Raw genomic sequence first — 26,013 nt, forward strand, 5'->3', positions numbered from 1 at the left:
ATGTGGCAAACTATGAACATGGCAAAAGCACACACTTCCTCCAAAGCAAAAGCGGGCACGAGCCGCGCTGGCGGTAGCGTGGTCGTTCAATCCGCTGAGAAGGCTCACAACGCCGATGTCGTCGCACGCAGTTTCGAGAAGAAAATGGCTGCCGCGCGCAAAGCATCCGTGAACAGCCACCTCGGTTTTGTTGTGCCCAAGTTGACGGGCCAAGAGGCATTGCACTTCATGCGCAGCGTCGGCGGATTTGCTCTGTCTCACGCGAAGACTGCCAAGTCCAAAAACTGATGGGTCAGATCCTTATTGCGTATCACGGTTGTGACGCAACGGTGCGCGATTCGCTCGTGGCAAGGCGAAAGAATCCCTTACCCTCGTCCAATTCCTATGACTGGCTCTACGATGGGATGTACTTTTTCGAAGGCGACTCGGCCCGCGCCTTGAAACTTGCTACAGCATCCAGCACGCGGCCTCAACACAAGCTCACTCGCAACCCCATAGCTACGCCTGCTGTAGTTGGGGCAATTATTGAGATTGATCGCCTGTTTGACCTGACCACACAAAGCGGTATCGAGAACTTCTCTTCTGCGGCGGAAATCATGGTCAAGGCCTATGAAGTCGATGGAGAAGATCCTCCCAAGAATAAGCCCTCCTTTGAGGGCGACACTGAGAATCTTCACAGGGCCTTTGACCGAGAAGTGTGCAAGATGGTTCATGCCTTACGCAGGCATGCGAATACCGAGGCGATTGCCCTGGCCGCGCAGATTTCTCAATCGCTCGGGTTGAATGTGAGCGGTTCACCTATGTTGACCACTGCACAGATGAAGCTACTGGAAGAAGCCACACTTCAGATAGTCAACACTGCACCATTTCAAGCTTCGCGGGGTGCGTTTGAACAAGGCAAGCAAGTTGACCCATCAAGCGCGATCTTCGATGACACACACCTCCAGCTCGCGGTCCACGATCTTTCTTGCATCAAGGGCTGGTTCCTGTGTCCTGGTGACAAGCTACTAACCCCTGACGAGTACAGCGCTGCTGAGGACGCCATGAATGCTGCCAAAGTGCAGCGCACAGCCCAGAAGCCTCGAAAACGTGCCCCCTGATAGATCCATGCGTTCCCTTCTTACTTTTGCTCTCGCCCTCTTTGTCTTCTACACAGGCCTCAACCTCGCAGCGCGGCTGCAGGTCCACGAGCAGGCCAAGCTTATCGATAAGAGCGGCCAAGTCTTCGAAGGCCGCATGAGCCGCGATATCCTGACTGGGGACTATCGAATCGACTCTCCGTCGAGCGTTGGCGAGGTCAGGATCATCCCGAAAGAACAAATTGGTGGACTGGTCTATGTTGAGAGCGATGGCTTGCCCTGGCAGTCCACGGTCACTATGTACGGAACAATCGTTTTGATGCTGTTGCTCTTCGGATATGACATTTTCAGGAGCATGCGAAAGGGCGAGCGCCCTACCGATCGGGCCTAGAACCAGGTGCTCCCTTCCCGAACGACCTGCCTTGGGCAGGTTTTTTTACGCTATTGCTGGCGCTGCCTACTTTCAGGTCCTGGAAAGGGTTGCAATTTATGAGGCACCCTTAAAGTGGATTTCAACTGGTTGGCTGAAGCCACGTTGTGACAACCATTAAGCAAGAATCGAACAACACATCAAGGAATATGAGGGAGCCGCTATGAACTTCAAAGCAAAATTTCACGCCTATCGTCTCTTTGGACTGCACACATGCAGTTCGCTCTGGCCTCTCCTCTTCATTTTCACTGTTGGCTTGTTCTACGGAACCACAGCAGCTGATGTGTTCTTCGAGTCCACCAGGAGCATCCGTTATTCCGCAATCATCATCGGTTCCTTCTTCGCGTATTTCGGCTCTCCAACTTTGATTGGCTTCATCCATGCTGCCAAATTACGTCGCATGTACGGACAGGACGTGAGCGAAGCTATGACGGCAAAGTTTGCACATCTGAAGGATGGCGATACTGTAGATTTCACACTTGCTGAAGTCATCGACGGCGTTTCTCGCGCGCGGCGCACAGCTCGATAGAACAAGAAATAGATCGACTTTGAGATTACCTACCGGGGGGCGCTTGAACTCAGCACCGCGTCTCAGGACTGAACAATCCAGCGCCACTTCAAGAAACCTGCCAAGTGCAGGTTTTTTTTGCGCCCCGAGGCTGAGCCTGCCCGTCCTGAGCCTACTGGAGAGGGTTGCATTTTCTGAACTACCAGGAGACTAGAAGCGTACTCACTTCCTGAAAGAACTCCATGGGACAAGCGAAGGCCAAGAACTCTGGCCGCTCTGTACTAACCGAGGCCATGCGCGCCAACATGCTGGGCAATGACCCTTTCAACATTGCATACAAGTTCCTGTATGAACAAGTCGAGCAGGTCTACACCTCCAAAGGTGGATTCCCCAATACGCTCATAGGCATGCATTTCGATAACGGTCTGCTTGATCGCCTCTACCCCACAGTCATTCGCCGCTTGGAGGATGTGCCAGGATTGCGCCATGCCATGCTGCAGTATTCCCCGATGGTGGCGCACGTCTTTGAGGCCTGGACAGCGCCACCGGATAGGCCAGATCTTTCCCCTAGCCAACATCCTGAACGCAAGGACTGCGTGACCTTCATGCTCCACACGAGTGATCTGTGCGCAGTCGCCAGATGCATAGTTAACCCCGCTATGCGAACCATCCAGCATGACGAACTCTTTTACCCTGACAAAGTAGGCGGTCGATTGGGCCGAGATCTTCCCAACATGATTCACCACTGATTTCAGCTTTGTGCTGCTTTGACGATATAGCTTTGTGCGACACCACCACAACGAAATGAGCTGAAATGGAAATTGACGATAACGATTTGGTCACGCAATTCAACCTCTGGCGCGACTACGCTAACCGCGACTTCTGCTATGCAGACAGCCATCATGCAGGTGAGTTTCTGAACACGCTGCAGACAGAGTGGCGCAGGCGCTATCCATCTCGCTACGTACCTAACCCGGTAAGTCCTCGTGATGGCAGATCTAACTGTCAGATTCTGTGGAGCCAAGCTGAAGAGGCGCGCTACAACAGCTAACGCTCTAGGTCCGAAGCCGCACCCTTAGATCTACCTGTCGCACCAATACAAAAGCCCGCTGGCATGCCAAGCGGGCTTTTTCTTTTGAGCTGGCGCGGTTTAGCGCGAAGTGCCAGACCCTTCTGGACAGGCCTTGGTCACAAAGCGGCCCGTGGTGTTTGTTGCCCCGATAGGCTTCAGCTCCACCGTCAGACCATCTGGAGCTTCTGGACCTCTAAGCCCTTTCACGCTGCCATCTTCATAGAGCGCCCAGAGCACGACTGGGATCGTTGTTTTCCAGTTCTCATTGGGATCAGGCCTGTATTCATAGCACCAGTCTCCTGCAGGCGCGATCTGAACAATCTTCGGTTGCTTGTTTTCCATAAAGGTCTTTCTGTGAGTTGGGATTTGCTGGTTGTCGGGCCTGGTTGCCTGCTTGAGCTGGCTCTATTGTGTGGATTACGATATCGCGCTCACATCGATGGCATAGACATCTACCGGATCTGGCCCGAAATGAGGGTGCGTGATAGTTTTCCGTGTGTACCCACGCCAAGGAAGCACCAGGCGGCGCTCATGGTCGTCTGCGGCGGGGTAGCCCAGGGTCAGCACGATTTGAGCGTAGGAGCGCCCCTCCAGACGCTTTGACCAGTAGGGCTTGGCCAGCCGATATTCCTCATGCTTTGAACCGTCCCGGATGGCCTCGAAATATGCTCCTTTGAGCGATAGCGTCAGGACAGGCAATCGAGCTTGCGCGCCCTGGGGTCGTCTCAGAAAACGGAAAATAAAGCACGTTAAGGCAAAACGGCTCCACCGTTGGGCATCAATACGGCTTTGTCATTGACGCTCTGTTGCGCATTCCTGGCAGAACACAACAGCAGGATCGGCGTTCAACCGTTCCGGCTCCAAATCACTGTGACAGGCGCAGCACAGCCCATAGGTGCCAGAGTCGAGGCGGGCCAGCGCAGCTTCGACCTTGCGCTTGCGAATGGTCAGCCGCTCCCGCAATCCTTGGGCGAGAGCCTGCTGTTGGAGGGCGTCGATACGCGACACCCTACCGACACAGGATTGATCCAGCTCGACCGGCGCGGCGGACTGTTGAGCCTGCTGGATTGCCTCAACGGTTTCCCTTTGCTCGATCAGCAGTCGAGCGCGGAACTGTTCCATGTCCATTGAGGCGACTCCTTCGCTATCGCAGTAGAAGCGTGGGGACGGTCGAGGAACGCAGCAGGTCAGCGGTCTTGCTGCCGAACATCAAAGTGCGCAGCGGCGAGTGACCGAATGCGCCCATGATGAGCATGTCGATGGACTGCTCCTTGACCGTCTTGGCGATGATGTTTTCCGCATCGCCGGGGATCAGCGAGGCGGTCACATTGAAGCCAGAGGCCTCCAAGGTGGTCTTGGCCCAATCAAGCTGCTTGGGTGCGTCCTGGCTTTCCTTTCCCGACATCAGCAGGGTGATTGGCAAGCCACGGAACAGCGGGCTGCCTGCGACCATTTCGACGCCACGCCGGGTCACGGTACTACCGTCGAAGGCGATCATCACGCGCTGCGGCTCTTTGAAGCCTTCGGTCACGGTCAGGATCGGTTTGTGCAGGGACCGCACTACCTGTTCCACATTGCGGCCCAAGTCGCGCTGTGTCGTTTCTGCGGCTTCGCCACGGCGTCCGAGTACCAGCAGGCGCACGCCGTCTTCCTGTTCGGCCAGCGTGGCTTCCAGCTCACCATGACGCTGGCGAACATCGACCAGCGCGGCACCGGCAGCGGTGGCCCGTTCGCGCAGGCGGTTCAGGAAGATGCGGCCTTGTTCACGAGCATTCTTGGTGCGGGCCTCGTCTTCTGCGGAGAGCTTGGTCAGCAGGTTTTCTTGGGCGTCGATGCCGATGGCCCCGCTGTGATCTTCGCCTGATCCCTGCTCGGGGTGGCGGTCGATGACGTGTAGGAACTCCAGCGGCGCGTCCATGCGGCGAGCGGCCCATGCGGCGTAGTCAGCCACGTATTCGGCGAAGTGGGATTGATCCACGCAGGCCAGCACTTTGTTTTCGTTCTTCATGATCCTGTTTCCTCTCAGTGGCCCATCAGCATGTCGTCGGCACCGTCTTTGTCATGCACGGCGAACTTGTCCACTAGCGTGGCGCTAGCCTCGTTCAAGCCGATGACTTCTACCTCGGTGGCTTCACGGCGGAACTTGATGACCACCTTGTCCAAGGCACTGACAGCGGTGATGTCCCAGAAGTGGGCACGGCTCACGTCAATGCGCACCTTCTCGATGACCTCCTTGTAGTCGAAGGCATTGATGAAGCGTTCCGACGAGGCGAAGAACACCTGGCCGGTGATGGTGTAGGTGCGCACGCGGCCTTCGTCCTCAGTGCGAGAGGTGACGCGCAGAATCTGGCCCACCTTGTGCGCGAAGAAAAAGCCTGACAACAACACGCCGACCAGCACGCCCTTGGCCAAGTCGTGGGTGCCGACCGTCACCACCACGGTGGCCAGCATCACCACGCTGGAGCTTTTGGGGTGCTCGCGCAGATTGCGGATCGAGGCCCAGTTGAAGGTGCCGATGGACACCATGATCATCACCGCGACCAGTGCGGCCATCGGAATGCGGGCCACCCAGTCACCGATGAACACCACCATCAGCAGCAGGAACACGCCAGCGGCCAGCGTGGAGAGTCGGCCACGGCCGCCGGATTTCACGTTAATGACCGACTGGCCAATCATGGCGCAACCGGCCATGCCACCGAGGAAGCCGGAGGCGATATTGGCGACACCCTGGCCCACGCATTCACGGTTCTTGTTGCTGTTGGAGTCGGTCAGATCATCGACGATGGAAGCCGTCATCATGGATTCCAGCAGGCCGACGACTGCCAAGGTGGCCGAGACAGGGAAGATGATCTTGAGCGTTTCGAGGTTCAACGGCACATCAGGCAGCAGGAACACCGGCAGGCTGTCGGGCAGCTTGCCCATGTCGCCCACGGTGCGAATGTCGAGACCGAGGAAGATCGCTACGGCAGTCAGTACGACGATGGCGACCAGCGGCGACGGCACCGCCTTTGTGATGTAGGGGAAGCCGTAGATGATGCCCAGACCTGCCGCCGTCATGGCATAGACATGCCACGTCACGTTGGTCAGCTCGGGCAACTGAGCCATGAAGATCAGGATGGCCAGCGCGTTGACAAAGCCCGTGATGACCGAGCGAGAGACAAAGCGCATCAATGCGCCGAGCTTGAGCCAGCCCGCGAGAATTTGCAGCACGCCGGTCAGCACGGTGGCAGCCAGCAGATATTGCAGGCCGTGGTCTTTGACCAAGGTCACCATCAGCAGCGCCATTGCACCTGTGGCCCCAGACACCATGCCAGGGCGACCACCGGCAAAGGCAATGATTGCGGCAATGCTGAATGAGGCGTAAAGGCCGACCTTGGGATCGACGCCCGCAATGATCGAGAAGGCAATCGCCTCGGGGATCAGTGCCAGCGCGACGACGATGCCCGCTAGTAGGTCGTTTCGGACATTGGAAAGCCAGTCCTGGCGTAAGGATTTCATCATTCTTCTATTCCGTTGTGGTTGCCAGCCAGTGGTGGCAGTTGGGGCGAGCGCAAGCGCGTCTTCCCGGCCAGCGGAATAGAGAACGAACCCCGAGTGATCCGGGGCCAGCAAGACGCAGTGAATCGGACGTGCAGCCTCGTGCGAGCGTGGTGAGTGGTTGAAGCTGGCTCGCAGCGAGAAAGAGGCTTACACGGGTAGGAACTCCGATAGTTGGCTTGCTGATTTTTTGGAAGGGGTATTTTACCTTCTTTGCGGCGGCGCAGCAATAATAATGTCAGTCTGAGCTATACCCTAACTTGGCGTCAGACCATCCGGCGCTAAATCGTCAGAATAGAGTTGCCTTCCGAATTGATTGACATGCGCCGTCAAGGGTCATAGATTTCTTCCTGACACATTTCCCTCAGGAGGATACCTTGCACGGTCAGCGCATCGGTTACGTCCGCGTCAGCAGCTTCGACCAGAACCCAGAACGGCAGCTCGAACAGATCCAGGTGGATAAAGTGTTCACCGACAAGGCGTCGGGCAAGGACACACGGCGGCCCGAACTGGAACGGCTGCTCGCCTTCGTGCGCGAAGGCGACACGGTCGTGGTGCACAGCATGGATCGTCTGGCGCGCAACCTCGACGACCTGCGCCGCCTGGTGCAGGGCCTCACCCAGCGCGGCGTACGCATCGAGTTCCTTAAGGAGCATTTGACCTTCACCGGCGAGGACTCGCCGATGGCGAACCTGATGCTGTCGGTAATGGGCGCGTTCGCCGAGTTCGAACGCGCCTTGATCCGCGAGCGGCAGCGCGAGGGCATCGCGCTCGCCAAGCAGCGCGGGGCCTACCGTGGCAGGAAGAAATCCCTGTCGTCTGAGCGTATTGCCGAACTGCGCCAACGTGTCGAGGCTGGCGAGCAAAAGACCAAGCTGGCTCGTGAATTCGGAATCAGTCGCGAAACCCTGTATCAATACTTGAGAACGGATCAGTAAATATGCCACGTCGTTCAATCCTGTCCGCCGCCGAGCGCGAAAGCCTGCTGGCGTTGCCGGACACCAAGGATGAGTTGATCCGTCACTACACGTTCAGCGAAACCGACCTCTCCATCATCCGGCAGCGGCGCGGGCCTGCGAACCGCTTGGGCTTTGCAGTTCAGCTCTGCTACCTGCGCTTTCCCGGCATCCTCCTTGGCGTCGATGAGCCGCCGTTTCCGCCCTTGCTGAAACTGGTCGCCGACCAGCTCAAGGTCAGTGTCGGGGTCTCCTCGTTTTCAGTGCAATAAGTGACGGTACGCAAAGCTAGCACTGGCGCGGGGGTGGTCTGGGTAGACCGTTGATTTCATTGACTTTCCTGTTCGCTTTGTAAACGGGTATGGTGGCCTCCCACTTTTGAGGTTCACGATGCAGGGTTGGCACACAACGTTTTTGGGGATGCGTGGGCTCCCCCGCGATATCAGCGACTTCGAGATGAAGGCATTTTTCACCTTCGATGGTGCCGAGCGCGACGCAATCAATGCACGCCGAGGTGATTCCCACAAGCTTGGTCTGGCGCTCCATATTGGTTTCCTGCGCATGAGTGGGCGTTTGCTCGGTGCCTTTCGGGTAATTCCAGTAGCCTTGTGGCGCCACCTTGGCAACGAGCTTGGCATTGCAGCACCAGAAGTCGCCTCGCTGAGAGCCATGTATGAACGCGGGCGCACGCTATTCGATCACCAACAAGTAGCCTGCACGGTCCTTGGATTCCAGTGGATGAGCGAGCACCAGCGCCGCTCACTGGTACGTGAACTGCGCGACGAAGTGGCGCGCTGCGCCGACCGCGATCAGCTACTCGTGCGGGCGCGTCAATGGCTGTACAAGAACAAGCTGGTGATCGTGCACGAGCGGGCAATTCGGACACTGATTGCGGCGGCACTTGCCCAGCTTGAAGTTGAAACAGGCACCGCCATCGCCGCCAGCGTTGATCCAGCAACACTTGATCGCTGGCGAGCCTCAGTTTCAGAGCTGCGCCCAGATGGACAAACCCAGCAGAGTTGGCTATGGGCTGCACCGGCGAAACACTCAACCCGCCAAATCAGCGAGGTACTGGAGCGCATCGACCTGCTTTACACGCTGGACGTTCATAAGCACCTGGCAGACATCCCCGATCTCATCTTGCGCCGCTACGCGCGCCGACTTGTCTCCAGGCCGCCCTCAGCCGGAGCCAAGATCAAAGAGCCAGCGCGCACCGTGGAGGTCGCATGCTTTCTTCGGTATTGCCTGTTCACCACCACAGACCAGTTGATCCTTATGGTGCAGCGCCGGATCGCCGATCTGTGGCGTCAGGCTGCCGCCGATGTCCCCGCTACCGTCAATTGGGCCGCAATGTACAAAACGCTGCTCGGCGAACTTGTTGCCTTGAGCGCGCAAGGTGCGGTGCCAGATGCTGAGTTGCGTGCCCGTCTTGAAGCCTTGATCACCGAAACCCAGAAACGCAAACCACCGAGCAGGGCCTCCCTGGTCCGCGAGGGATTGATTGATGGAATTCGCCCCGTGCGGTCGTTGCTCGTCGCCATTGCAAAGCTGCCCTGGCAGGCCACCGGCGAGCATCCTGCCATCGAGTACCTTGCCAAGCTGCAAGCTTTATATCTCAAAGGATCCAGAAAGCTGCCAGTTGAAGTGGTGGCACCAAGTCTGGGAATGATCTGGCAGGTTTCGATCTCCAGCCCAGACCGGGAACGGGCGTTTCAGGCGTTGGAGGTGGCCACCCTGTTTGCCCTGCGCCGCGCGGTGCGCAATGGCTCGGTCTGGATTGAGCACAGCCTGAGCTTTCGGGGTCGTGCGCGCTTGTTCTTCACGGACGAGCGTTGGCAGGCAGAGTCCAAGAAACACTATGCCCGTCTATCGTTACCCAGCAAGGCTGCCACTTTCTTGAAGCCTTTGCTGGCCAGAGTAACTGCCGGTGTCGATGCGGTGGCCGCTGCAGCCCGCAGTGGCGTACTGCGCGTGGATGATGAACTCCATTTGTCGCCATTGCCCGCAGAGGACGAAGACCCAGAAGTGACCAAGCTGCGCGCGGCTTTGGATCACCGCATCGGTGAGGTTCAATTGCCGGAAGTGATTCTGGCCGTTGACGCCCAGGTGCGCTTTAGCTGGATCATGCTCGGACGTGAGCCGCGCTCTACCGACGAGCTGCTGATGGTCTATGCCGGCATCATGGCCCACGGCACCAGTCTGACTGCGGTCGAATGCGCGCGCATGATTCCGCAATTGTCTGCCACCAGCATTCGCCAGGCCATGCGCTGGGCGCGGGACGAACGGCGTCTGAGCCAGGCCTGCCAGGCTGTGCTGGAATTCATGCAGCGACACCCGATTGCCGCCACCTGGGGGCGGTCCGATTTGGCATCTTCTGACATGATGACCATGGAGACCACCAAACGGGTGTGGCAAGCCCGGCTTGATCCTCGGCGCAACACACCTTCCATTGGAATCTACTCCCATGTAAAAGACCGGTGGGGCATCTTCCATGCGCAGCCCTTTGTGCTCAATGAGCGCCAGGCGGGCGTGGCCATTGAAGGTGTCATCCGCCAAGAAAAGCTGGAGACCAGCCAGCTTGCTGTGGATACCCATGGCTACACCGACTTTGCCATGTCACATGCCCGTTTGCTTGGTTTTGATCTTTGCCCGCGGTTGAAGGAACTCAAACAGCGCCACCTCTTTGTGCCACGCGGCACCAAAGTGCCCGCAGAAATCGCTGCGGTGTGCGAAGCCAATGTCGACGTCGCTTTGATCGAAAAGCATTGGGATAGTCTGGTGCACCTGGCAGCCTCGGTCATGAGCGGACATGCCAGTGCGGTGGCAGCTCTTGCGCGGTTCGGTTCTGCCGCCCAGGGCGATCCAATCTATGAGGCTGGCGTGCAATTGGGGCGGTTGCTGCGTACGGCGTTTTTGGCTGACTACTTTGTCAAGGACGCTTTCAGGAACGAGTTGCGCCGGGTGCTCAATCGGGGCGAGGCTGTTAACGCCCTCAAGCGCGCCATTTATACCGGCCGGATCAGCCCGGCGCAGGCCAAACGTGTCGATGAAATGCAGGCTGTGGCCGATGCGTTGAGCCTGATGGCCAACATCGTGATGGCGTGGAATACCTCACAGATGCAGGCGGTCCTGGATCGCTGGTCGAACCGCCGCCAGGTCATTCCACCGGAACTGATCGGGAAGATTGCGCCCACCAGGCTGGAGAGCATCAACTTGCGGGGTGTGTTTCGCTTCCCGGTTGACCGCTATGCTGACCAAATCCTGCCTTCGCGGCCAAATGCATCGATAACTGGCACCAATGGATGAAACCGACCACGGTTTGACGCCACGAATCGCAGATTTGAAAGTGAACAGGAAAGTCAATGAAATCAACGATCTACCAACACCACCTCCGCGCCAGTGCTAGCTTTTCGTACCGTCACTTATTGCACTGAAAACGAGGAGACCCCTACCGGGCTAGCGGCCTCAATCTGGTAACGGCTGCCGTCGTGTTGTGGAACACGGTCTATCTGGAACGGGCTGCGCACGCGCTGCGTGGCAACGGCCATGCCGTTGATGACGCGCTGTTGCAGTACCTGTCGCCGCTCGGTTGGGAGCACATCAACCTCACCGGCGATTACCTCTGGCGCAGCAGCGCCAAGATCGGCGCGGGCAAGTTCAGGCCGCTACGACCGCTGCAACCGGCTTAGCGTGCTTTATTTTCCGTTTTCTGAGGCGACCCCTTGGTGAAAACTTTGCCAAGTTGGTGAAAAAAAGGGGGCTCATGCCCCCTTTTTCCTTGATTTCCTTGGTCACTTGACGGGATGAAGCACTGCCGGTAGTGGCTCATTCTCTTTGACGTTCACAGCCACAGGCGGAAGCCAACGCAAATCAAAGGTTCGATCCCCATCCCTGGGGCCAAGCCAGTACCCGTGCCAATGAGCACGCCTTATGTGAGGCCGCACCGTCCCCTGGCTACTTTGGCTATCCCCAGATGGGCAAGATTCAGTTTTTAGTGCGGATTCCGGTTGCATTGACCGCCTGTGCCGGTCGCGGCTGACCAGCCTGCTGGTCGTGACCGGCTTGGGATCGGCCAGAAGCTGGCGTCCGGTCGGTAGCAGTGAGCGGCAGGTCTAGGCTGAACTGAGTCATTCGGTTCTGGCCTGCCCAATTCCGCTCTGACCGACTTCGGACATGGACTGATCCCGTAGACAAAACCCAGCCTCACGTCCGGGCCCGCGTCAACTCCTGCGCGAGAAACGGCGCAGTCCGGCTGTCGGGCATTCGCGCCACCTGTCCCGGAGAACCGGCTATCACGATGCGGCCGCCGGCATCGCCTGCGCCCGGCCCCACATCAATCACCCAGTCGGCCTGGGCCACCGCACGCATGTCATGCTCGATCATCACCACGGTATTGCCGGCATCGACCAGGCGCTGCAACTGCACTAGCAGCCGGTCCGCATCCGATGCATGCAGACCGGTGGTCGGCTCGTCGAGCACGTACAGGTTGCGTCCGCGCTGACTGCGCTGAAGCTCGGTAGCCAGCTTAATGCGCTGCGCCTCACCACCGGAAAGCTCTGTGGCTGGTTGCCCCAGGCGAAGATAGCCCAGTCCGATATCACGCAGCAGTTGTAGTGTCCTTGCCACTGCGCCTTCATCCGTGAAGAATTCGCTGGCCTCGTCCACGGTCATCTGCAGCACTTCAGCGATATTGCGCCCGTGCCATTGCACCTTCAGCGTGGCCTGGTTGTAGCGTGCGCCATGGCATGTCGGGCACGGCGCGTACACGCTGGGCATGAACAGCAGTTCCACGCTGACGAAACCCTCGCCCTCGCAAGTTTCGCAGCGCCCCTTGGCAACATTGAATGAGAACCGTCCGGCGTCATAGCGTCGGCGTCGAGCATCGGGCGTGGCGGCGAACAGCTTGCGCACGTGGTCGAACAGGCCGGTGTAGGTAGCCAGGTTCGAGCGCGGCGTACGCCCAATCGGCTTCTGGTCCACTTGCACCAGGCGCTGAATGGCGTCCACGTCGCCCGCCAGACGACCGCCGGTCGCTTCGATTACGGCCGGCCCTTCGCTGGAGGCGTTTTCGGCCGCATCGTCTTCAGGCTCGTGGCCCAGGTGCAGCAGCATCAACTCCGGCAAGGCCTGCGCTACAAGGCTAGACTTGCCGGAGCCGGAGATGCCGGTGACGGCTGTCAGCACGCCCAGCGGAATCCGTGCATCCACACCATGCAGATTGTGGCGGTGGATGCCCTGTAGCTCCAGCCAGCTCGTCGCTTCGCGTGCCCGGCTCCCCGGCGCGGGGATCTCGTCGAACAGATATCGGGCGGTGCGCGATTCGGCAATCTTGCGCAGGCCATCCGGCTCGCCGCTGTAGAGCACGTGGCCGCCACGCTCTCCGGCATCCGGCCCGACATCCACCAGCCATTGCGCGCGGCGCATCAGGTCCAGATCGTGCTCCACCACGAACACCGAGTTGCCGGCGTCGCGCAGCCGGTCGAGCGCGTCGTACAGGGCTTGGCTGTCGGAGGGGTGAAGCCCCGCCGAGGGTTCGTCGAGGACATACACGACGCCAAACAGCAGGGAACTCAGCTGCGTGGCCAGCCGCAGGCGTTGCAATTCGCCAGCCGAAAGCGTCGGCGTGGCCCGGTCCAGCGTCAGGTAGCCTAGGCCCAGCCCGCGCAGCTGACGCAGTCGTGCCATCACGCCACCGGCCAAGCGCTGCGCGGCGAGACGCTTTTCTTCCGACAGCGCGGAGGTGCGGCGCACGTCGGGCGATACCGCATGCACGGCACGGCCGGAGGTCGCGCGTTCTGCACGGTCGCGCCGGGTTGCCTCTTTGTCCGTGGCCGCTCCCGCTGCATGGGCGCGGAAATCGCCCTGGGCGATGGGTTCGAGCAAGGCCGCCAGTCGGTCCAGCGGCATCTGCATGAACGCGCCGATGTCCACACCGGCGAAAGTGATCGACAGTGCCTCAGGCTTGAGCCGCTTGCCTTGGCACGTGGGGCACGGCTTGCCCTCCATGAACCGGGACACACGCTTTCTCATTAGCGCGCTCTGGGTGTTCGCGAAGGTGTGTAGCACATACCGACGGGCGCCGGTGAAGGTACCCATGTAGCTCGGCTCCATCTTGCGCTTGAGCGCGGCGCGGGTCTCAGCAGGTGTGAAGCCCGCGTACACCGGCACCGTCGGTGTTTCCTCGGTGAACAGAATCCAGTCACGATCCGTCTTCGGCAAGTCCTTCCACGGTCGGTCCACGTCGTAGCCCATACTGACCAGGATGTCGCGCAGGTTCTGCCCCTGCCAGGCGGGCGGCCACGAGGCAATCGCCCGCTCGCGGATGGTGAGCGATGGATCGGGCACCATGATGGCCTCGGTCACCTCGTACACATGACCCAGGCCGTGGCAGGTCGGACATGCCCCCTGCGGCGTGTTGGGGGAAAAATCCTCGGCGTACAGCATCGGCTGACCGGCCGGATAGGCTCCGGCGCGGGAATACATCATCCGGACCAGGCTGGACAATGTCGTGACGCTGCCCACAGAAGAACGCGCATTACTGGCTCCGCGCTGCTGCTGCAGCGCCACCGCTGGAGGCAGGCCGTCGATCGCATCGACATCGGGTACGCCGGCCTGGTCGATCAGGCGTCGTGCATAGGGAGCCACCGACTCGAAGTAGCGCCGCTGGGCTTCTGCATAGATGGTGCCGAAGGCCAGCGAGGACTTCCCGGAGCCGGACACACCCGAGAACACAACCAGCGCGTTGCGCGGGATGTCGACGTCCACGTCCTTGAGATTGTGCTCACGCGCTCCCCGCACCTGCACGAGGCCGCTGGCGGCGGCAGTACAAGAGGATTCACCGAAAGAAGGGTTGGGCATGTTCTTATCCTGTAGTTCATGAGCCGATTTCGGGGGGCGATCGGTCAAGATTCCGCCTCTGGCGGCATCTCATCGTCGAGCGAACGTAGCCAAGTGAGCCGTTCTCCCAGCTTGCGCTCAACGCCTCTGTCGGTTGGTTGATACCAACCCGGCCGCGCCACCCCTTCAGGAAAATAGGTTTGCCCAGCGGCATAGCCATTGGGCTCATCATGGGCGTAGCGGTAGCCTTCGCGATATCCCATCTGCTTCATCAGCTTCGTCGGCGCATTGCGAAGATGAAGTGGTACAGGCTGGGAGCCGCTGCGCTTGACGAACGCCTTGGCCTGGTCCCACGCGGCATATGCGGCATTCGACTTGGGGGCCAGAGCAAGGTAAGTCACCGCCTGGGCCAGCGGTATCTCGCCTTCGGGCGAGCCCAACCTGTCGTAGGCCAACGCGGCATTGAGTGCCAATTGCAGCGCCTGCGGGTCTGCATTGCCGATGTCTTCGCTGGCCATCACCACCATGCGACGGGTCACCTGACTCACATCACCGCTGCCATCGAGGATGCGAGCCAGCCAATACAGGGCCGCATCGGGGTCGGAACCCCGCAGCGATTTGTGAAATGCCGAGAGCTGCCAGTAGAACTCGTCGCCGCCCTTATCGAAGCGGCGCAGCGACGGACTGGTGGACAACCTGGTGAACTCGCCATCGACCAGAGGTTTGCCGGCGCCCGCCGCCGCATTTGTCACCTGCTCAAGCAGATTGAGGAAGCGCCTGCCATCGCCATCGGCGAAGCCCTTGAGCAAGTCCAGCGCGTCCGCATCCAACCTGATGCCCTGCAGATGCGGCAGTGCGCGTGCATAGAGCTGCTGCATCTCTTCGCCAGACAGCGGCTCCAGTGTGTAGACCTGAGCACGAGAGAGAAGGGCGGAATTGACAGCCAACCCCGGATGCTCCGTAGTCCCTCCCACCAGGGTAAGCAGACCCGACTCGACATGGGGTAACAACGCATCCTGCTGCGCCTTGTTGAAGCGATGGATTTCATCAACGAAAAGGACTGTAGAACGACCGTGGTTGTCCAGTTCAGCCTGGGCTTCGTCGATGGCTTGCCGAATGTCCTTCACCCCGGCCAGCACGGCGGAGATGGCGATGAAGCGGCTGTCGGTCACGCTGGCGGCTAGGCGGCCCAGGGTGGTCTTGCCCACGCCCGGTGGCCCCCAGAGGATGAACGAGTGCAGCTTGCACGACTCGAATGCGAGGCGCAGCGGCTTGCCGGGGCCAAGCAAGTGCCTTTGCCCGACGAATTCATCCAGCGTCTTGGGGCGCAGGAGTTCGGCCAAGGGAGGCTTGGGCTTTGTCGTGAATAGATCGGTCAAGTTCGTCTCCCAGGCATTTCAAGAAAATGATTCCGATGGCGCAGGTTCTTGTGTAAGTACGCGTATTTCTTCAAACCCAACATTTGAGTTGACTGGAACCAGCCAGCGACTGCGCTGGATCACCCCTTGGTTCACAAGGCGCTATTGCCATGAGACAGCGAGCTCACTACGGCAACTATCGCGATCCCAAGCAGAAGCCAAGCCACTTGTATCGTGGCGTCCTTCGCCGTTCGGCGTTGCTGCATCCGAGGTATTACGTCTGAGAGCGCCACATAGATAAAGCTGCTCCCAGCCACAGCCATCAAGAATGGTTGCCAATGCTGTAGCTTTGCAAGCAGAAGATATCCACTTACACCTCCTAATGCTGTCATCCCGCCAGCCATGGTGAGTTTCAGAACCGCAGAACCTCGATAACTCCCCTCCCGTAGAACGGCCAGATCACCCATGTGGTGAGGTATCTCATGCGCTAATACTGATGCGGCAGCAATCGCGCCCAATCGAATGTCCACGATGAACATAGAAGCGATCAGAACGCCGTCACCGAAACAATGAACACCATCGCCAATCAGCAATGCCCAACTGGAGCCTCTGTGAGAAGGGCTTGTATGTTCATGGTCGTGCGGGTGATGCCATAGCTCTGCCTTGCCCAAAAGAAAAAAGAAAACCAAGCCCGCCAGAATGACCAAGAAGAGCTCATGCGCATCTACATTGCTTTCAAGCGCTTCAGGCAGCAGATGAGTGAGGCTTGTAGTTAAAAGTGCGCCAGCTGCCAAACCAAGAAAGCCTTGCTGCGCGTAACTAGTCTGTCCATTGCTTGCCCTGGTACGGGCGACCAACAGATAGGCTATCCAGACGCTCCCTATGCCCGCGGCCAGCGTTGCCAGGATGACGATCATCAGTGACATAGATTTTGTACGTAGTTAGTAGGCCAATGGATGTGAAAGAGCAGCTGTCTTGCCTGAATTGCCTGCTGGCTACTTAACTGCGCGGCCTTGCGCGCTGTTTAGAACAACCAGCTGTCTTATCCAGGCTACTGACGATCAACGTCGATTAAGCAAGACGATCAAGAATCCGTACTGCACCCAAACGTGGTCTTGCCTACTCCGGAGCATGGTCCTCTAATCCGAAGGTCCGGATTTACCCAACGCCATAGGCTTAGGGGGGTGGTCCTTGTCCGGGCTTGTCCGAAGGATGATGCGAGAGCCTCGGTAGCCAATGCTGTGGTTCCATACCCAACTCAAGGCAACGCTAAGGCGATTTCGAGTACCAATAAGAAAGTAGATATGCGCGAGTTTCCAAATCCACCATGCAAACGCTCCGCGCAGCTTCACTCGTCCCATGTCAATGACCGCCAGGCTACGGCCTATGGTTGCTAGGTTCCCCTGATGTCGGTATTTAAAGGCACCATCGCTGGGCTTACCCTTCAAGCGTCGCCCAATCAGGCTAGCAACGTACTTGCCTTGCTGTTTTGCTGCTGGTGCAATTCCTGGGACAGGCTTTCCATCAGGCATAGTGCACGAGGCCGTATCGCCGATGGCAAAGATCTCAGGGTATCCCGCCACCGTCAGGTCGGCCCCTACGACAACTCGGCCAGCACGATCAGATGCAGCACCCAACCAGCGGGCTGCAGGAGACGCTTGGACTCCGGCGGCCCAGACGATGGTCTTGGCCGAAAGGGGGTTGCCGCCATACACCACGCCGTCCGCCGAGCATTCGGTGACCGGCGTACCCAGCACGACCTCGACCCCGAGCTTTTCGAGCGCCTGGCGCGTATAGGCCGAAAGATCCTCTGGAAAGACGGACAACAGGCGTTGACCAGCCTCGATCAGTACAACCCGCGACGTGCTTGGATCGATGGAGCGAAAGTCTCGCGCCAGCGTGTCTCGTGCAAGCTCCGCGATGGTGCCCGCCAATTCCACCCCGGTGGGGCCGCCACCGATGATGACGAAGGTCTGCAACGCAGCGCGTCGTTGCGGATCGCTCGTGCGCTCGGCTTCTTCGAATGCAGCGAGAATTCGGCCTCGGATGGTCGTGGCATCCTCAAGAGTTTTCAGGCCTGGGGCAAAAGGCTCCCATTCGTCATGCCCGAAATAAGCGTGGGTCGCGCCTGTAGCGAGCACGAGCGTGTCATAGGGCTGGCGCGATCCATTGCTGAGAATGACTTCACGTGCGTCAGTGTCTACACCTTCCACTTCGGCCATCAACGTGTTCACTTCCGGCCGATTGCGGAAGAGATAGCGTATAGGCCAAGCGATCTCCGAGGTAGATAGGGACGCCCCTGCGACTTGGTAAAGCAATGGCTGGAACAGATGATGATTGCGCCGATCAATGATCGTCACATCGACCTCGGTGCCAGCTAGCTCGTTGGCAACTTCGATCCCACCGAAGCCTGCCCCAATGATGACGACGTGATGTCGGTCTGTAGAGGTCCTTAACATGATCTGATCTCCTCTTAGTCAGCGGTTCAACGCTGACGCATGGTGTGCCATGTGTTCGCCGATGAAGCTGGCAATGAAGTAGTAGCTGTGGTCGTGGCCCGGCCGCAGGTTCAATGTCAGCGGATGCCCCGTTTCTTCACACACTTTGCGCAGCAGTTCGGGACGCAATTGACTTTCAATGAACTCATCGTTCAAGCCCTGGTCTACCAGTAACGGCAAACGTTCCCGTGCGGTACGGATCAATTCCACCGAGTCGTATTGCTTCCATGCCTCCTGATCACCGCCCAGGTAGGCTCCAAAGGCCTTTTGTCCCCAGGGCACTTGAGTGGGAGCCACGATGGGGGAGAAGGCAGATACGCTGCGATAACGGCCAGGATTGCGCAGGGCGATGACTAGAGCCCCATGTCCACCCATGGAATGGCCACTGATGCCGCGTTCCGTCGTTACAGGAAACTGCGCCTCGATACGTGCAGGCAACTCATGCACCACGTAGTCATACATCCGATAGTTCGCCGCCCAGGGCTCCTGTGTCGCATTGACATAGAAGCCTGCCCCTTGCCCGAGGTCATAGGCCGCATCGTTGGCAACACCTTCACCGCGAGGACTAGTATCCGGTGCGACAACGGCAATGCCATACTCAGCAGCGAAGCGCTGGACAGCGGACTTGGTGATGAAGTTTTGCTCCGTACAGGTGAGGCCCGATAGCCAGTAAAGCACCGGCACTTTGCCGTGCTGCGCCTGTGGAGGCAGATAGACACCGACCTTCATCGTGCAACCGAGTGTCGTCGATGCGTGCTGATAGACGTCCTGCCAGCCTTCAGAGCTGGCGTGATGTTCAATGCGTTCCATGTTGTTTCCAATATTCATAACTGCGCAGCCATTGCGCACCAAGACAGCTGCGCTGTCAGGAGGATTTCACTTCTGCTGCCGGGTCGCCGTGGGCGTGCCTAATCCTGCGGACCGTCCACCAGATGGCCAGCATCACCACAGGCACCAGGACAGCCCTTACTGGCGCAACCACGTCGTGAATGACGGGAATGCCTTTGAGCAGATAGCCCAGCAGACTCACGACGTAATAAGAAATTGCCGCGACCGACAGACCTTCAACCGTTTGCTGAAGGCGCAGCTGCATCTTGGCCCGGTCATTCATCGACGCGAGTAGGTCCCGATTTTGTCGTTCGAGCTCAACGTCTATCCAGGAACGCAGTAGCGAAATGGATCGATTCAACTTGTCTGAGAGCTTTGCCTGGCGCTCCTTTACGGACTGGCAGGTCCGCATCGCTGGAGCGATGCGACGCTGTAGAAAATCTGCCCATGTGCAGTAACCGGACACTGCCTCTTCCGAAAGAGAAGCCAGTCTTTCCTCGACGATCTCGTAGTAAGCACGGCTTGCGCCAAAACGATAGAGGTTTGCCGCAACACCGGCTTCCAGTTCCGCAGCTAGGCGAGTCAATTCGGCCAGCAAAACGTCACTGTCCCTCCGTCCGGCCAAACTGGTGCACATCTCGTCTGTGATGGCTGCCAGTCTTGACTCCATGCGTCGAAGTTCGTGCGTCATCGAACGAGTCAACGGAAGGGATAACAATGCCAACGTCCGATAAGTCTCTATCTCCAACAGACGTTGAGAAAGTGCTCCAGCACGCGCAGGATTCAAATCTCGAGCGAGTATGAGAATGTGCGTTAGACCATCCTCATCCTGACGAAAGTCGGTCAAGACAGCGGCAGAGCCATTCTCCACCAGCGAGTAGCACAAGCTGGCTGGATCAAAGCGCTCAGCTTCCTTCTCAGTTTCCGAAGTCCATGGAAGTAGCCTCAAGCTAATGCCGGACACCACCGGACCGGGAGGAACAAATCCGTGCTTGAAGGGGTTTGCACCGCATGGCTCACCACTCTCAGCATCCAGCGCTGCGCACCAGAGGTACGTAGAAAATTCAGTGTGTTTTTCGCAGTGCAGATCTCCCTCGTCCCATGTCAATCCGTGAAGAGGAGTGGCATGATCGGGCTCTGCAACGCCGAAGCGATGAGACAGCTCACTCATCGCAGCTTGGTCCTTTGCAGCGTCGCCTTCGGTCATGAAGGCGAACTGCAATATGCCCCGAGGGGCTTCTATCAGCAGATGTGGGCGCGCATGCACTTCACCGACCGCAGCATCACGATCGGCATAAGCTGGCATGCCATACACGGTGGCGGTGTGAGTGGGTTCTGCGGTCGCATTGACGTTTGCTGGATCTTTCATACCGACCTCATCTCTCATAGTTTGAAAATCACCACGCTTCACATTTATTGCCCAGGACCAAGCACAAGGTGCGTGGCCATGGGCCAGTCTTCAGATGCTTCATGCTCTGGGATTTGGCCGGTACCGGCGCTACAAGTAGACCCAGTACCGGCTTTGTCAGAGCTATTTCAGCTTAGATGAAGGTGTAAGAGCAGACCTTGTTGCCAGCGGGATCGCGCAGATACGCCGCATAAGCGCCAGGCAGATGTCCGCGAGGACCAGGTTGACCCTCGTCAGTGCCACCAGCTGCAAGGCCGGCTGCATGGAAAGCATCCACTTCAGCAGGAGAGGCAGCTGCGAAGCCTACTGTCACGCCATTGCTGGAGGGAGCTTCGCCATTGCCGGGGCGGGCAATGATGAAGGCTGGCTTTTCGCGGCCATAGAGTACCCAGCCATTGCCGAAAGGACCGAGGTTATTGATGCCGAGAGCACCCAGCGCTGCATCGTAAAACGCGGCCGACTTTTGAACATCGGCTGCACCGATAAAGACGTGGGAGAAAATGCCGTCACCGGAGATAACAGGAGTAGACATGGAAGTTTTCCTTGATATTTGCTGTTGAAAAGATCGTTATTGATCCGTGGGTTAGTAATGAATCACGGTACGAATCGACTTGCCTTCATGCATCAGGTCGAAGGCTTTGTTGATGTCGTCCAGACCCATGGTGTGGGTGACGAACGGGGCGAGATCAATCTCACCTTTCATCGCGTCCTCCACCATGCCGGGAAGTTGGGTGCGTCCCTTGACGCCACCAAAAGCGGAGCCCTTCCAGGTACGACCAGTGACCAACTGGAATGGGCGGGTCGAGATTTCCTTGCCGGCACCTGCCACGCCGATGACGATCGATTGGCCCCAGCCACGGTGGGCTGCTTCCAATGCGGAACGCATCACATTGACGTTGCCAATGCACTCGAAAGTGTGATCAACCCCCCAGCCAGTCATTTCGATAAGCACTTCGTGAATTGGCTTCTCGAAGTCTTTCGGGTTGATGCATTCGGTCGCCCCGAAGGTACGAGCCAGCTCAAACTTGGCAGGATTCGTGTCGATGGCGATGATGCGACCCGCTTTGGCTTGGCGTGCCCCCTGAATAGCTGCCAGACCAATACCGCCCAAGCCGAAGATAGCGACGGAATCACCTGGCTGCACCTTGGCCGTGTTGTGCACAGCGCCGATGCCGGTGGTAACACCGCAACCGAGCAAGCAGACATGCTCCGGATTCGCGTCCGGGTTGATTTTGGCCAGCGAGACTTCGGCGACGACTGTGTATTCGCTGAAGGTCGAGCAGCCCATGTAGTGATAAAGCGGCTGACCGTTGTACGAAAAACGGGTCGTACCATCGGGCATCAGGCCCTTGCCCTGTGTGGCGCGAACGGCGACGCACAGGTTGGTCTTCCCCGACTTGCAGAACAGGCACTCGCCGCATTCGGCTGTATAGAGCGGGATGACATGATCGCCAGGCTTCACGCTGGTGACACCTTCACCCACCTCCACGACGATGCCCGCGCCTTCATGACCCAACACGACCGGGAAGAGTCCTTCGGGGTCATCGCCCGACAGGGTGAAAGCGTCGGTATGGCAAACGCCAGTGTTCGTGATCTTGATGAGCACCTCGCCCTTACGCGGCGGCTCAACGTCGATCTCGACGATTTCCAGAGGCTTACCAGGCCCGAAGGCCACTGCTGCACGTGATTTCATGATGTTGTTTCCTTTACTAACTAAATTTGACGTCAGCGATGATGAATATTGAGCACATCAAGCGCCGCCAAGAACGCAACTGGCTTCGCGATCGCTGCAGTGCAAGGTGCCGTAGTAGGTGGTGATCTATGCCGAAGTATTCATGCGCGGTTCCTGTGGAGTTGCTCTGGAATCGAAGTATGTGATTTCGCAAAACTCTTGTATATGGAATTGTTTCGATTTATTAATTCCAATTTCTGGAATAATAAACACGCAGTGGAACCGACCAGGTGAGGCGCTCGTCATGAACAAGGAAATTGAACTGCTGCGTATCTTTCGAGTGGCGGCCGAAAGCAGCAGTTTTCGCGATGCGGCCGTCCGGCTCAGTACTTCCCCGCAAGGCGTTACACGCGCCATCCAGCAACTGGAGCAACACTACGGCGAGGTGTTGTTTCATAGAAGCACGCGCCAGGTACGCATCAGTGCGTTTGGTGAAGGTTTGTTAGACCAGGTGCGCCCCGCATTGGAGCGGTTCGAGGAACTCTGGCGAGTTCCTGGGCGTGACGAACAGACATCCCTCTCTGGCACGGTTCGCATCACGGCACCGCTCAGCTTAGGCACCCGGGCGGTTCTGCCTGCACTGGAGCGCGTGGCCGCGCGTCATCCCGCAATCACACTGGATGTCCGTCTGTCCGATCGCATCAGCAATACGGTTGAAGAAGGGATTGACGTTGGCGTCAGGCTCGGATTTATGCGCGATAGCCGCTTCGTCGCGCGAAAGGCCGCCGACATGAAATTTCCAATCGTTGCCGCACCGCATTTGATTAGAAAAGTTGGCGTACCTGACACCATTGATGCCCTCAGCAGACTGCCGACCACTGCGTCTATGGATCTCAATACCGGCCGCCCCTGGCCTTGGTATTTCAAAGCGGGACGCCAGTGGACACCCATTGCTGCCGCAATCGTCGTCGACAATGCCGACATGGAATTGGGGGCGGCGTTGGCAGGCATCGCCTTTGCACAACTGCCAGACTACGTAGTCGCCCCATACATTGCCAGCGGAAAGCTCGTGCGCGTGCTGGAGAAAGAAGAATCTTCAGCATGGGGTTTGTACGTTTATCGGCCGCAGCGCGGCCCGGTCTCGGGAAGAGTTCGGGCGGTATTTGATGAAATGCTGGCTGCCGTTAAATCGTTGCCGGCATTGAGGTGACACGCGACCAAGCGTCGTAGGGCATCAGCTTCGGAAAGCAAAGCACCGAGCCTTGGTGGCTCATTACGTATGCCCGAATTGTTAGTCGACCTTCTGCTCGCTTAAACTAGATGCAGATCGGTCGACCGTACAACTTAGTTGCTATTAAAGCCGGCTAAAGATTAGATATAAATGAATTGCCGGTACAAAACATCCAATTGACTACGGATTTCTTCCACGTGTTGCTCGTCACCAGCGTCGGTAAATTCGAGTAGTAATTGTTCCTTGGCAGTGATTTGGTCGCAAAGGTCGGACAAACTCTTGCAGAAAGCCTCGGAGTGAACTGTGGGTTCCTCCGCATTCGTCTCTTTTCCTGCCAGCTTTCGCACAGAAGAGGTCGGAGAGATTCCGTTTTCTTCGTTAAAGGCAATTTGAAGTTCCCTGCGCCGATTTGTCTCATCAATTGCTTGCTGCATCGCAGGAGTCATCGCATCCGCATACAAGATCGCTTTTCCGTTCTCATTCCGGGCGACTCGGCCTATCATCTGAATGAGCGCCTGGGCCGACCTCAGGAAGCCCGCACGGTCCGCATCGAGAATGGCTACCAATGACGCCTCGGGGATATCCAGCCCCTCGCGCAAAAGGCTCACGCCGATCAGAACATCAAACTCCCCAGCGCGCAGGCCATTGATGATTTCAACACGATCCTCCGCCTTGATGTCCGAATGCATGTAGCGCGCTCGGATTCCGCTGTCCGTCAAGAAATCCGTCAACTCTTCCGCGCCGACCTTTGTCAGCGTGGTCACGAGCACGCGGTCTTTTCTCTTCACGCACGTCGATATTTCGGCAAGCAGATCGTTCATGCGCCCGTCCGCCTTTCGCACCTCCACCTTGGGATCAAGCAGCCCTGTGGGCCGGATGATCTGCTCGACAACCCGGCCTTTCGATACCCTCAACTCGTATTCACCAGGAGTGGCCGAAACAAAGATGGTCTGTGGCTTGACCTTCTCGAATTCGCCAAAGTTCAATGGCCGGTTGTTCTTCGATGAAGGCAAACGGAACCCGTAATCGATCAACGTATCCTTGCGTGCCTGATCCCCCCGGTACATTGCGGATATCTGCGGCACCATGACGTGGGATTCATCAACGAACAGGAGCCCGTCTTTCGGCAGGTAATCCAGCAAGGTGATCGGAGGCGCAGCCGAGTCCCGGTCACTGAAGTAGCAGGAATAATTCTCCATCCCCGAGCAGTAGCCAAGCTCCCGCATCATCTCTACGTCGTTTGTGATCCGCTCGTACAGACGGTTGGCCTCGACCAAGCGATTGTCCCTGTTTAGTTGGGCAACGCGCTCTTCCATTTCAGCGAGAATCTTCTCGGACGCGGATTCGATCTTGTTCGTAGGTGTCGCGAAAAGCGTCTTTGGAGAAACCAAGTAGTGGTCAATTTTCCCCAGTGTTTTACCCGTAACAGGGTCTAGCCATTGAACAGACTCAACAGAGTCGTCCAGCAGTTCCACCCGAACCGCCCTGTGTTCTGAATCGGCAGGGAAAATATCAATCACCTCACCTCGAACTCGGAACGTTGCACGCTTGAGGGTGCGCTCAGTACGCTCATATTGCAGTAGAACCAGGCGACGAATCAGCTCCCGCTGATTTAGGTTGGCCCCAGGGGACAGAGCCATCTGCAGCGCTCGGTATGCATCTGGATCACCCAGGCCGTAGATTGAAGAAACCGAAGCAACGACAATCACGTCGCGGCGCTCAATCAAGGATTTGGTCGTGGATAGACGCAGACGCTCAAGATGATCATTGATCGCCGAGTCCTTTTGAATGAAGCGATCACTGCCCGGTATATAGACCTCGGGCTGGAAATAGTCATAGTAGGAAACAAAATACTCGACCGCATTTTCTGGGAAGAAATGCTTCATTTCACTATAAAGCTGCGCGGTCAATGTCTTGTTAGGAGCCAAGATCAATGTAGGCCGCTTCAGACGATGGATCACATTGGCCATCGTAAAGGTCTTGCCTGAGCCAGTGATCCCCTTCAGCGTTTGGTGTGTCGCACCTTCTTCTAGGTCAGATAGCAGGCGCGCTATCGCTTCTGGCTGGTCCCCCGCCGGCGTATAGTTGGAGTGCAGTATGAACATACCGGTTGACATGGAACATCTCCTAATTGAAGCACTTCAACTTGGCCTGATGCGTCAGCTATTTCAGAAGACCTATAGCAGTGCCAAACCGAGACGCGAATGGCGGTGATCCGGACGAGCCCCATGTGGGCCTAGGCGTCGCTCATGATAGCCCACACATGGGTCGATCTCCTAGTGCATCCTAGGAGTGCCACGACATTTGCGAGCAGCTTTCTGAGAGCTGTCTGTACCTGGGGCTGCATGCCTCATGAACCGTCGAGATCGAGCTGTGATTGGAGGCCCCGAGCTTGATGCGAAATGTGTGATGTACTTCCATTCACGATACGTGCCTTCGGCCCTAAAGATGCACGATTTCGACATTCGACCACTTGCCAGCAAGGTACTCGGCCACAAGTCTCCGATGGCAGTGATGGGGCCTGTCTTCGCTGCAAAGCAGGCAACTATTGTTAAGTTTTTCTTTATCAATTGATTCAATTTTTCTGGAGGACAGAGGG

22 protein-coding genes and 3 pseudogenes are annotated in these 26,013 nt (G+C 57.8%); 11 read left to right on the forward strand and 14 right to left on the reverse strand.

Annotated elements, in window-relative coordinates; all coding sequences use genetic code 11:
- Positions 1–18 precede the first annotated feature (18 nt).
- The 6 genes from QYQ99_RS27985 to QYQ99_RS28010 all read left to right on the forward strand — a co-directional run bounded on the left by QYQ99_RS27985 (position 19) and on the right by QYQ99_RS28010 (position 3,068).
- Entirely contained in the window at positions 19–288 is a 270-nt protein-coding gene (locus tag QYQ99_RS27985) for a hypothetical protein (protein ID WP_157839566.1), read from the forward strand.
- Positions 288–1,100: a hypothetical protein gene (locus QYQ99_RS27990; RefSeq protein WP_034367790.1), complete on the forward strand. Its 813-nt coding sequence runs from the start codon at positions 288–290 to the stop codon at positions 1,098–1,100. Before QYQ99_RS27985 ends, QYQ99_RS27990 begins: the two co-directional genes overlap by 1 nt.
- Positions 1,101–1,107: 7 nt before the next feature.
- Positions 1,108–1,470 (forward strand): hypothetical protein, encoded by a 363-nt coding sequence (locus tag QYQ99_RS27995; RefSeq protein WP_034367793.1) that lies wholly within the window; start codon positions 1,108–1,110, stop codon positions 1,468–1,470.
- A gap of 202 nt (positions 1,471–1,672) precedes the next feature.
- Entirely contained in the window at positions 1,673–2,038 is a 366-nt protein-coding gene (locus QYQ99_RS28000) for a hypothetical protein (protein WP_034367795.1), read from the forward strand.
- A 221-nt stretch (positions 2,039–2,259) separates the two neighbouring features.
- On the forward strand, positions 2,260–2,766 hold the full coding sequence (locus QYQ99_RS28005) for a hypothetical protein (RefSeq protein ID WP_034367799.1): 507 nt from the start codon (positions 2,260–2,262) through the stop codon (positions 2,764–2,766).
- Between the two features lie 65 nt (positions 2,767–2,831).
- Positions 2,832–3,068, forward strand: coding sequence for a hypothetical protein (locus tag QYQ99_RS28010; RefSeq protein ID WP_157839567.1), 237 nt, complete (start codon positions 2,832–2,834; stop codon positions 3,066–3,068).
- A 99-nt stretch (positions 3,069–3,167) separates the two neighbouring features.
- On the opposite strand, the gene QYQ99_RS28015 is transcribed toward QYQ99_RS28010, so the two are convergent.
- The 4 genes from QYQ99_RS28015 to QYQ99_RS28035 form a co-directional block, all read right to left on the reverse strand.
- A complete protein-coding gene (locus QYQ99_RS28015) occupies positions 3,168–3,431 on the reverse strand; it encodes a hypothetical protein (protein WP_157839568.1) in 264 nt (87 codons plus the stop codon).
- A 450-nt stretch (positions 3,432–3,881) separates the two neighbouring features.
- Positions 3,882–4,217, reverse strand: a complete 336-nt coding sequence (locus QYQ99_RS28025) for a TraR/DksA family transcriptional regulator (RefSeq protein WP_029306728.1) — start codon at positions 4,215–4,217, stop codon at positions 3,882–3,884.
- A 16-nt stretch (positions 4,218–4,233) separates the two neighbouring features.
- Positions 4,234–5,097, reverse strand: a complete 864-nt coding sequence (locus QYQ99_RS28030; RefSeq protein WP_029306729.1) for a universal stress protein — start codon at positions 5,095–5,097, stop codon at positions 4,234–4,236.
- A 14-nt stretch (positions 5,098–5,111) separates the two neighbouring features.
- The gene (locus QYQ99_RS28035) at positions 5,112–6,590 is read right to left on the reverse strand and encodes a SulP family inorganic anion transporter (protein WP_029306730.1); all 1,479 of its coding nucleotides are present in this window, start codon (positions 6,588–6,590) and stop codon (positions 5,112–5,114) included.
- A gap of 413 nt (positions 6,591–7,003) precedes the next feature.
- On the opposite strand from QYQ99_RS28035, the gene QYQ99_RS28040 reads away from it, so the two are divergent.
- From QYQ99_RS28040 to QYQ99_RS28055, 4 genes and pseudogenes are all read left to right on the forward strand, one after another.
- Positions 7,004–7,564 carry a recombinase family protein gene (locus QYQ99_RS28040; protein WP_003124096.1) on the forward strand — a complete coding sequence of 187 codons (561 nt, stop codon included), beginning with the start codon at positions 7,004–7,006 and terminating at the stop codon, positions 7,562–7,564.
- A 2-nt stretch (positions 7,565–7,566) separates the two neighbouring features.
- Positions 7,567–7,827 (forward strand): annotated as a pseudogene (locus QYQ99_RS28045) (DUF4158 domain-containing protein); the annotation flags it as partial.
- Positions 7,828–7,972: 145 nt separating this feature from the next.
- Positions 7,973–10,888 carry a Tn3-like element IS1071 family transposase gene (locus QYQ99_RS28050; protein ID WP_003158660.1) on the forward strand — a complete coding sequence of 972 codons (2,916 nt, stop codon included), beginning with the start codon at positions 7,973–7,975 and terminating at the stop codon, positions 10,886–10,888.
- A 143-nt stretch (positions 10,889–11,031) separates the two neighbouring features.
- Positions 11,032–11,271, forward strand: a pseudogene (locus QYQ99_RS28055) (Tn3 family transposase); the annotation flags it as partial.
- Between the two features lie 514 nt (positions 11,272–11,785).
- Here the strand turns inward: QYQ99_RS28055 and QYQ99_RS28060 are convergent.
- The 8 genes from QYQ99_RS28060 to QYQ99_RS28095 all read right to left on the reverse strand — a co-directional run bounded on the left by QYQ99_RS28060 (position 11,786) and on the right by QYQ99_RS28095 (position 22,204).
- Positions 11,786–14,440, reverse strand: a complete 2,655-nt coding sequence (locus QYQ99_RS28060) for an excinuclease ABC subunit UvrA (RefSeq protein ID WP_071038006.1) — start codon at positions 14,438–14,440, stop codon at positions 11,786–11,788.
- A gap of 44 nt (positions 14,441–14,484) precedes the next feature.
- On the reverse strand, positions 14,485–15,798 hold the full coding sequence (locus tag QYQ99_RS28065; RefSeq protein WP_071038007.1) for a replication-associated recombination protein A: 1,314 nt from the start codon (positions 15,796–15,798) through the stop codon (positions 14,485–14,487).
- A 131-nt stretch (positions 15,799–15,929) separates the two neighbouring features.
- Positions 15,930–16,703 carry a ZIP family metal transporter gene (locus QYQ99_RS28070; protein ID WP_084084741.1) on the reverse strand — a complete coding sequence of 258 codons (774 nt, stop codon included), beginning with the start codon at positions 16,701–16,703 and terminating at the stop codon, positions 15,930–15,932.
- A gap of 213 nt (positions 16,704–16,916) precedes the next feature.
- Positions 16,917–18,236: an NAD(P)/FAD-dependent oxidoreductase gene (locus QYQ99_RS28075; RefSeq protein WP_084084743.1), complete on the reverse strand. Its 1,320-nt coding sequence runs from the start codon at positions 18,234–18,236 to the stop codon at positions 16,917–16,919.
- Positions 18,237–18,254: 18 nt separating this feature from the next.
- Positions 18,255–19,085: an S-formylglutathione hydrolase gene (gene fghA / locus QYQ99_RS28080; RefSeq protein WP_071038009.1), complete on the reverse strand. Its 831-nt coding sequence runs from the start codon at positions 19,083–19,085 to the stop codon at positions 18,255–18,257.
- Positions 19,086–19,140: 55 nt separating this feature from the next.
- Positions 19,141–20,472 (reverse strand): DUF3422 family protein, encoded by a 1,332-nt coding sequence (locus tag QYQ99_RS28085; RefSeq protein WP_302093303.1) that lies wholly within the window; start codon positions 20,470–20,472, stop codon positions 19,141–19,143.
- A gap of 172 nt (positions 20,473–20,644) precedes the next feature.
- Positions 20,645–21,043 carry a VOC family protein gene (locus tag QYQ99_RS28090; protein WP_046462314.1) on the reverse strand — a complete coding sequence of 133 codons (399 nt, stop codon included), beginning with the start codon at positions 21,041–21,043 and terminating at the stop codon, positions 20,645–20,647.
- 51 nt (positions 21,044–21,094) lie between these two features.
- Entirely contained in the window at positions 21,095–22,204 is a 1,110-nt protein-coding gene (locus QYQ99_RS28095; protein ID WP_043387381.1) for an S-(hydroxymethyl)glutathione dehydrogenase/class III alcohol dehydrogenase, read from the reverse strand.
- A gap of 283 nt (positions 22,205–22,487) precedes the next feature.
- Between QYQ99_RS28095 and QYQ99_RS28100 the strand changes: the two genes are divergently transcribed.
- A complete protein-coding gene (locus QYQ99_RS28100; RefSeq protein WP_043387383.1) occupies positions 22,488–23,393 on the forward strand; it encodes a LysR family transcriptional regulator in 906 nt (301 codons plus the stop codon).
- Between the two features lie 161 nt (positions 23,394–23,554).
- Here the strand turns inward: QYQ99_RS28100 and uvrB are convergent, their stop codons facing one another.
- Both uvrB and QYQ99_RS28110 read right to left on the reverse strand, forming a co-directional pair.
- Positions 23,555–25,531: an excinuclease ABC subunit UvrB gene (gene uvrB / locus QYQ99_RS28105; RefSeq protein WP_071038011.1), complete on the reverse strand. Its 1,977-nt coding sequence runs from the start codon at positions 25,529–25,531 to the stop codon at positions 23,555–23,557.
- Between the two features lie 325 nt (positions 25,532–25,856).
- A pseudogene (locus QYQ99_RS28110) lies at positions 25,857–26,009 on the reverse strand (DUF488 family protein); the annotation flags it as partial.
- Positions 26,010–26,013 lie beyond the last annotated feature (4 nt).

The organism is Comamonas testosteroni (assembly GCF_030505195.1).
GTDB lineage: Bacteria > Pseudomonadota > Gammaproteobacteria > Burkholderiales > Burkholderiaceae_C > Comamonas > Comamonas testosteroni_G.

What these genes read in the sequence shown, in the direction of transcription:
- QYQ99_RS27985 (WP_157839566.1), top strand. Translation starts at nt 19, where the DNA reads ATGGCAAAAGCACACACTTCCTCCAAAGCAAAAGCGGGCACGAGCCGC.
- QYQ99_RS27990 (WP_034367790.1), top strand. Translation starts at nt 288, where the DNA reads ATGGGTCAGATCCTTATTGCGTATCACGGTTGTGACGCAACGGTGCGC.
- QYQ99_RS27995 (WP_034367793.1), top strand. Translation starts at nt 1,108, where the DNA reads ATGCGTTCCCTTCTTACTTTTGCTCTCGCCCTCTTTGTCTTCTACACA.
- QYQ99_RS28000 (WP_034367795.1), top strand. Translation starts at nt 1,673, where the DNA reads ATGAACTTCAAAGCAAAATTTCACGCCTATCGTCTCTTTGGACTGCAC.
- QYQ99_RS28005 (WP_034367799.1), top strand. Translation starts at nt 2,260, where the DNA reads ATGGGACAAGCGAAGGCCAAGAACTCTGGCCGCTCTGTACTAACCGAG.
- QYQ99_RS28010 (WP_157839567.1), top strand. Translation starts at nt 2,832, where the DNA reads ATGGAAATTGACGATAACGATTTGGTCACGCAATTCAACCTCTGGCGC.
- QYQ99_RS28015 (WP_157839568.1), bottom strand. Translation starts at nt 3,431, where the DNA reads ATGGAAAACAAGCAACCGAAGATTGTTCAGATCGCGCCTGCAGGAGAC.
- QYQ99_RS28025 (WP_029306728.1), bottom strand. Translation starts at nt 4,217, where the DNA reads ATGGACATGGAACAGTTCCGCGCTCGACTGCTGATCGAGCAAAGGGAA.
- QYQ99_RS28030 (WP_029306729.1), bottom strand. Translation starts at nt 5,097, where the DNA reads ATGAAGAACGAAAACAAAGTGCTGGCCTGCGTGGATCAATCCCACTTC.
- QYQ99_RS28035 (WP_029306730.1), bottom strand. Translation starts at nt 6,590, where the DNA reads ATGATGAAATCCTTACGCCAGGACTGGCTTTCCAATGTCCGAAACGAC.
- QYQ99_RS28050 (WP_003158660.1), top strand. Translation starts at nt 7,973, where the DNA reads ATGCAGGGTTGGCACACAACGTTTTTGGGGATGCGTGGGCTCCCCCGC.
- QYQ99_RS28060 (WP_071038006.1), bottom strand. Translation starts at nt 14,440, where the DNA reads ATGCCCAACCCTTCTTTCGGTGAATCCTCTTGTACTGCCGCCGCCAGC.
- QYQ99_RS28070 (WP_084084741.1), bottom strand. Translation starts at nt 16,703, where the DNA reads ATGTCACTGATGATCGTCATCCTGGCAACGCTGGCCGCGGGCATAGGG.
- QYQ99_RS28075 (WP_084084743.1), bottom strand. Translation starts at nt 18,236, where the DNA reads ATGTTAAGGACCTCTACAGACCGACATCACGTCGTCATCATTGGGGCA.
- fghA (WP_071038009.1), bottom strand. Translation starts at nt 19,085, where the DNA reads ATGGAACGCATTGAACATCACGCCAGCTCTGAAGGCTGGCAGGACGTC.
- QYQ99_RS28085 (WP_302093303.1), bottom strand. Translation starts at nt 20,472, where the DNA reads ATGAAAGATCCAGCAAACGTCAATGCGACCGCAGAACCCACTCACACC.
- QYQ99_RS28090 (WP_046462314.1), bottom strand. Translation starts at nt 21,043, where the DNA reads ATGTCTACTCCTGTTATCTCCGGTGACGGCATTTTCTCCCACGTCTTT.
- QYQ99_RS28095 (WP_043387381.1), bottom strand. Translation starts at nt 22,204, where the DNA reads ATGAAATCACGTGCAGCAGTGGCCTTCGGGCCTGGTAAGCCTCTGGAA.
- QYQ99_RS28100 (WP_043387383.1), top strand. Translation starts at nt 22,488, where the DNA reads ATGAACAAGGAAATTGAACTGCTGCGTATCTTTCGAGTGGCGGCCGAA.
- uvrB (WP_071038011.1), bottom strand. Translation starts at nt 25,531, where the DNA reads ATGTCAACCGGTATGTTCATACTGCACTCCAACTATACGCCGGCGGGG.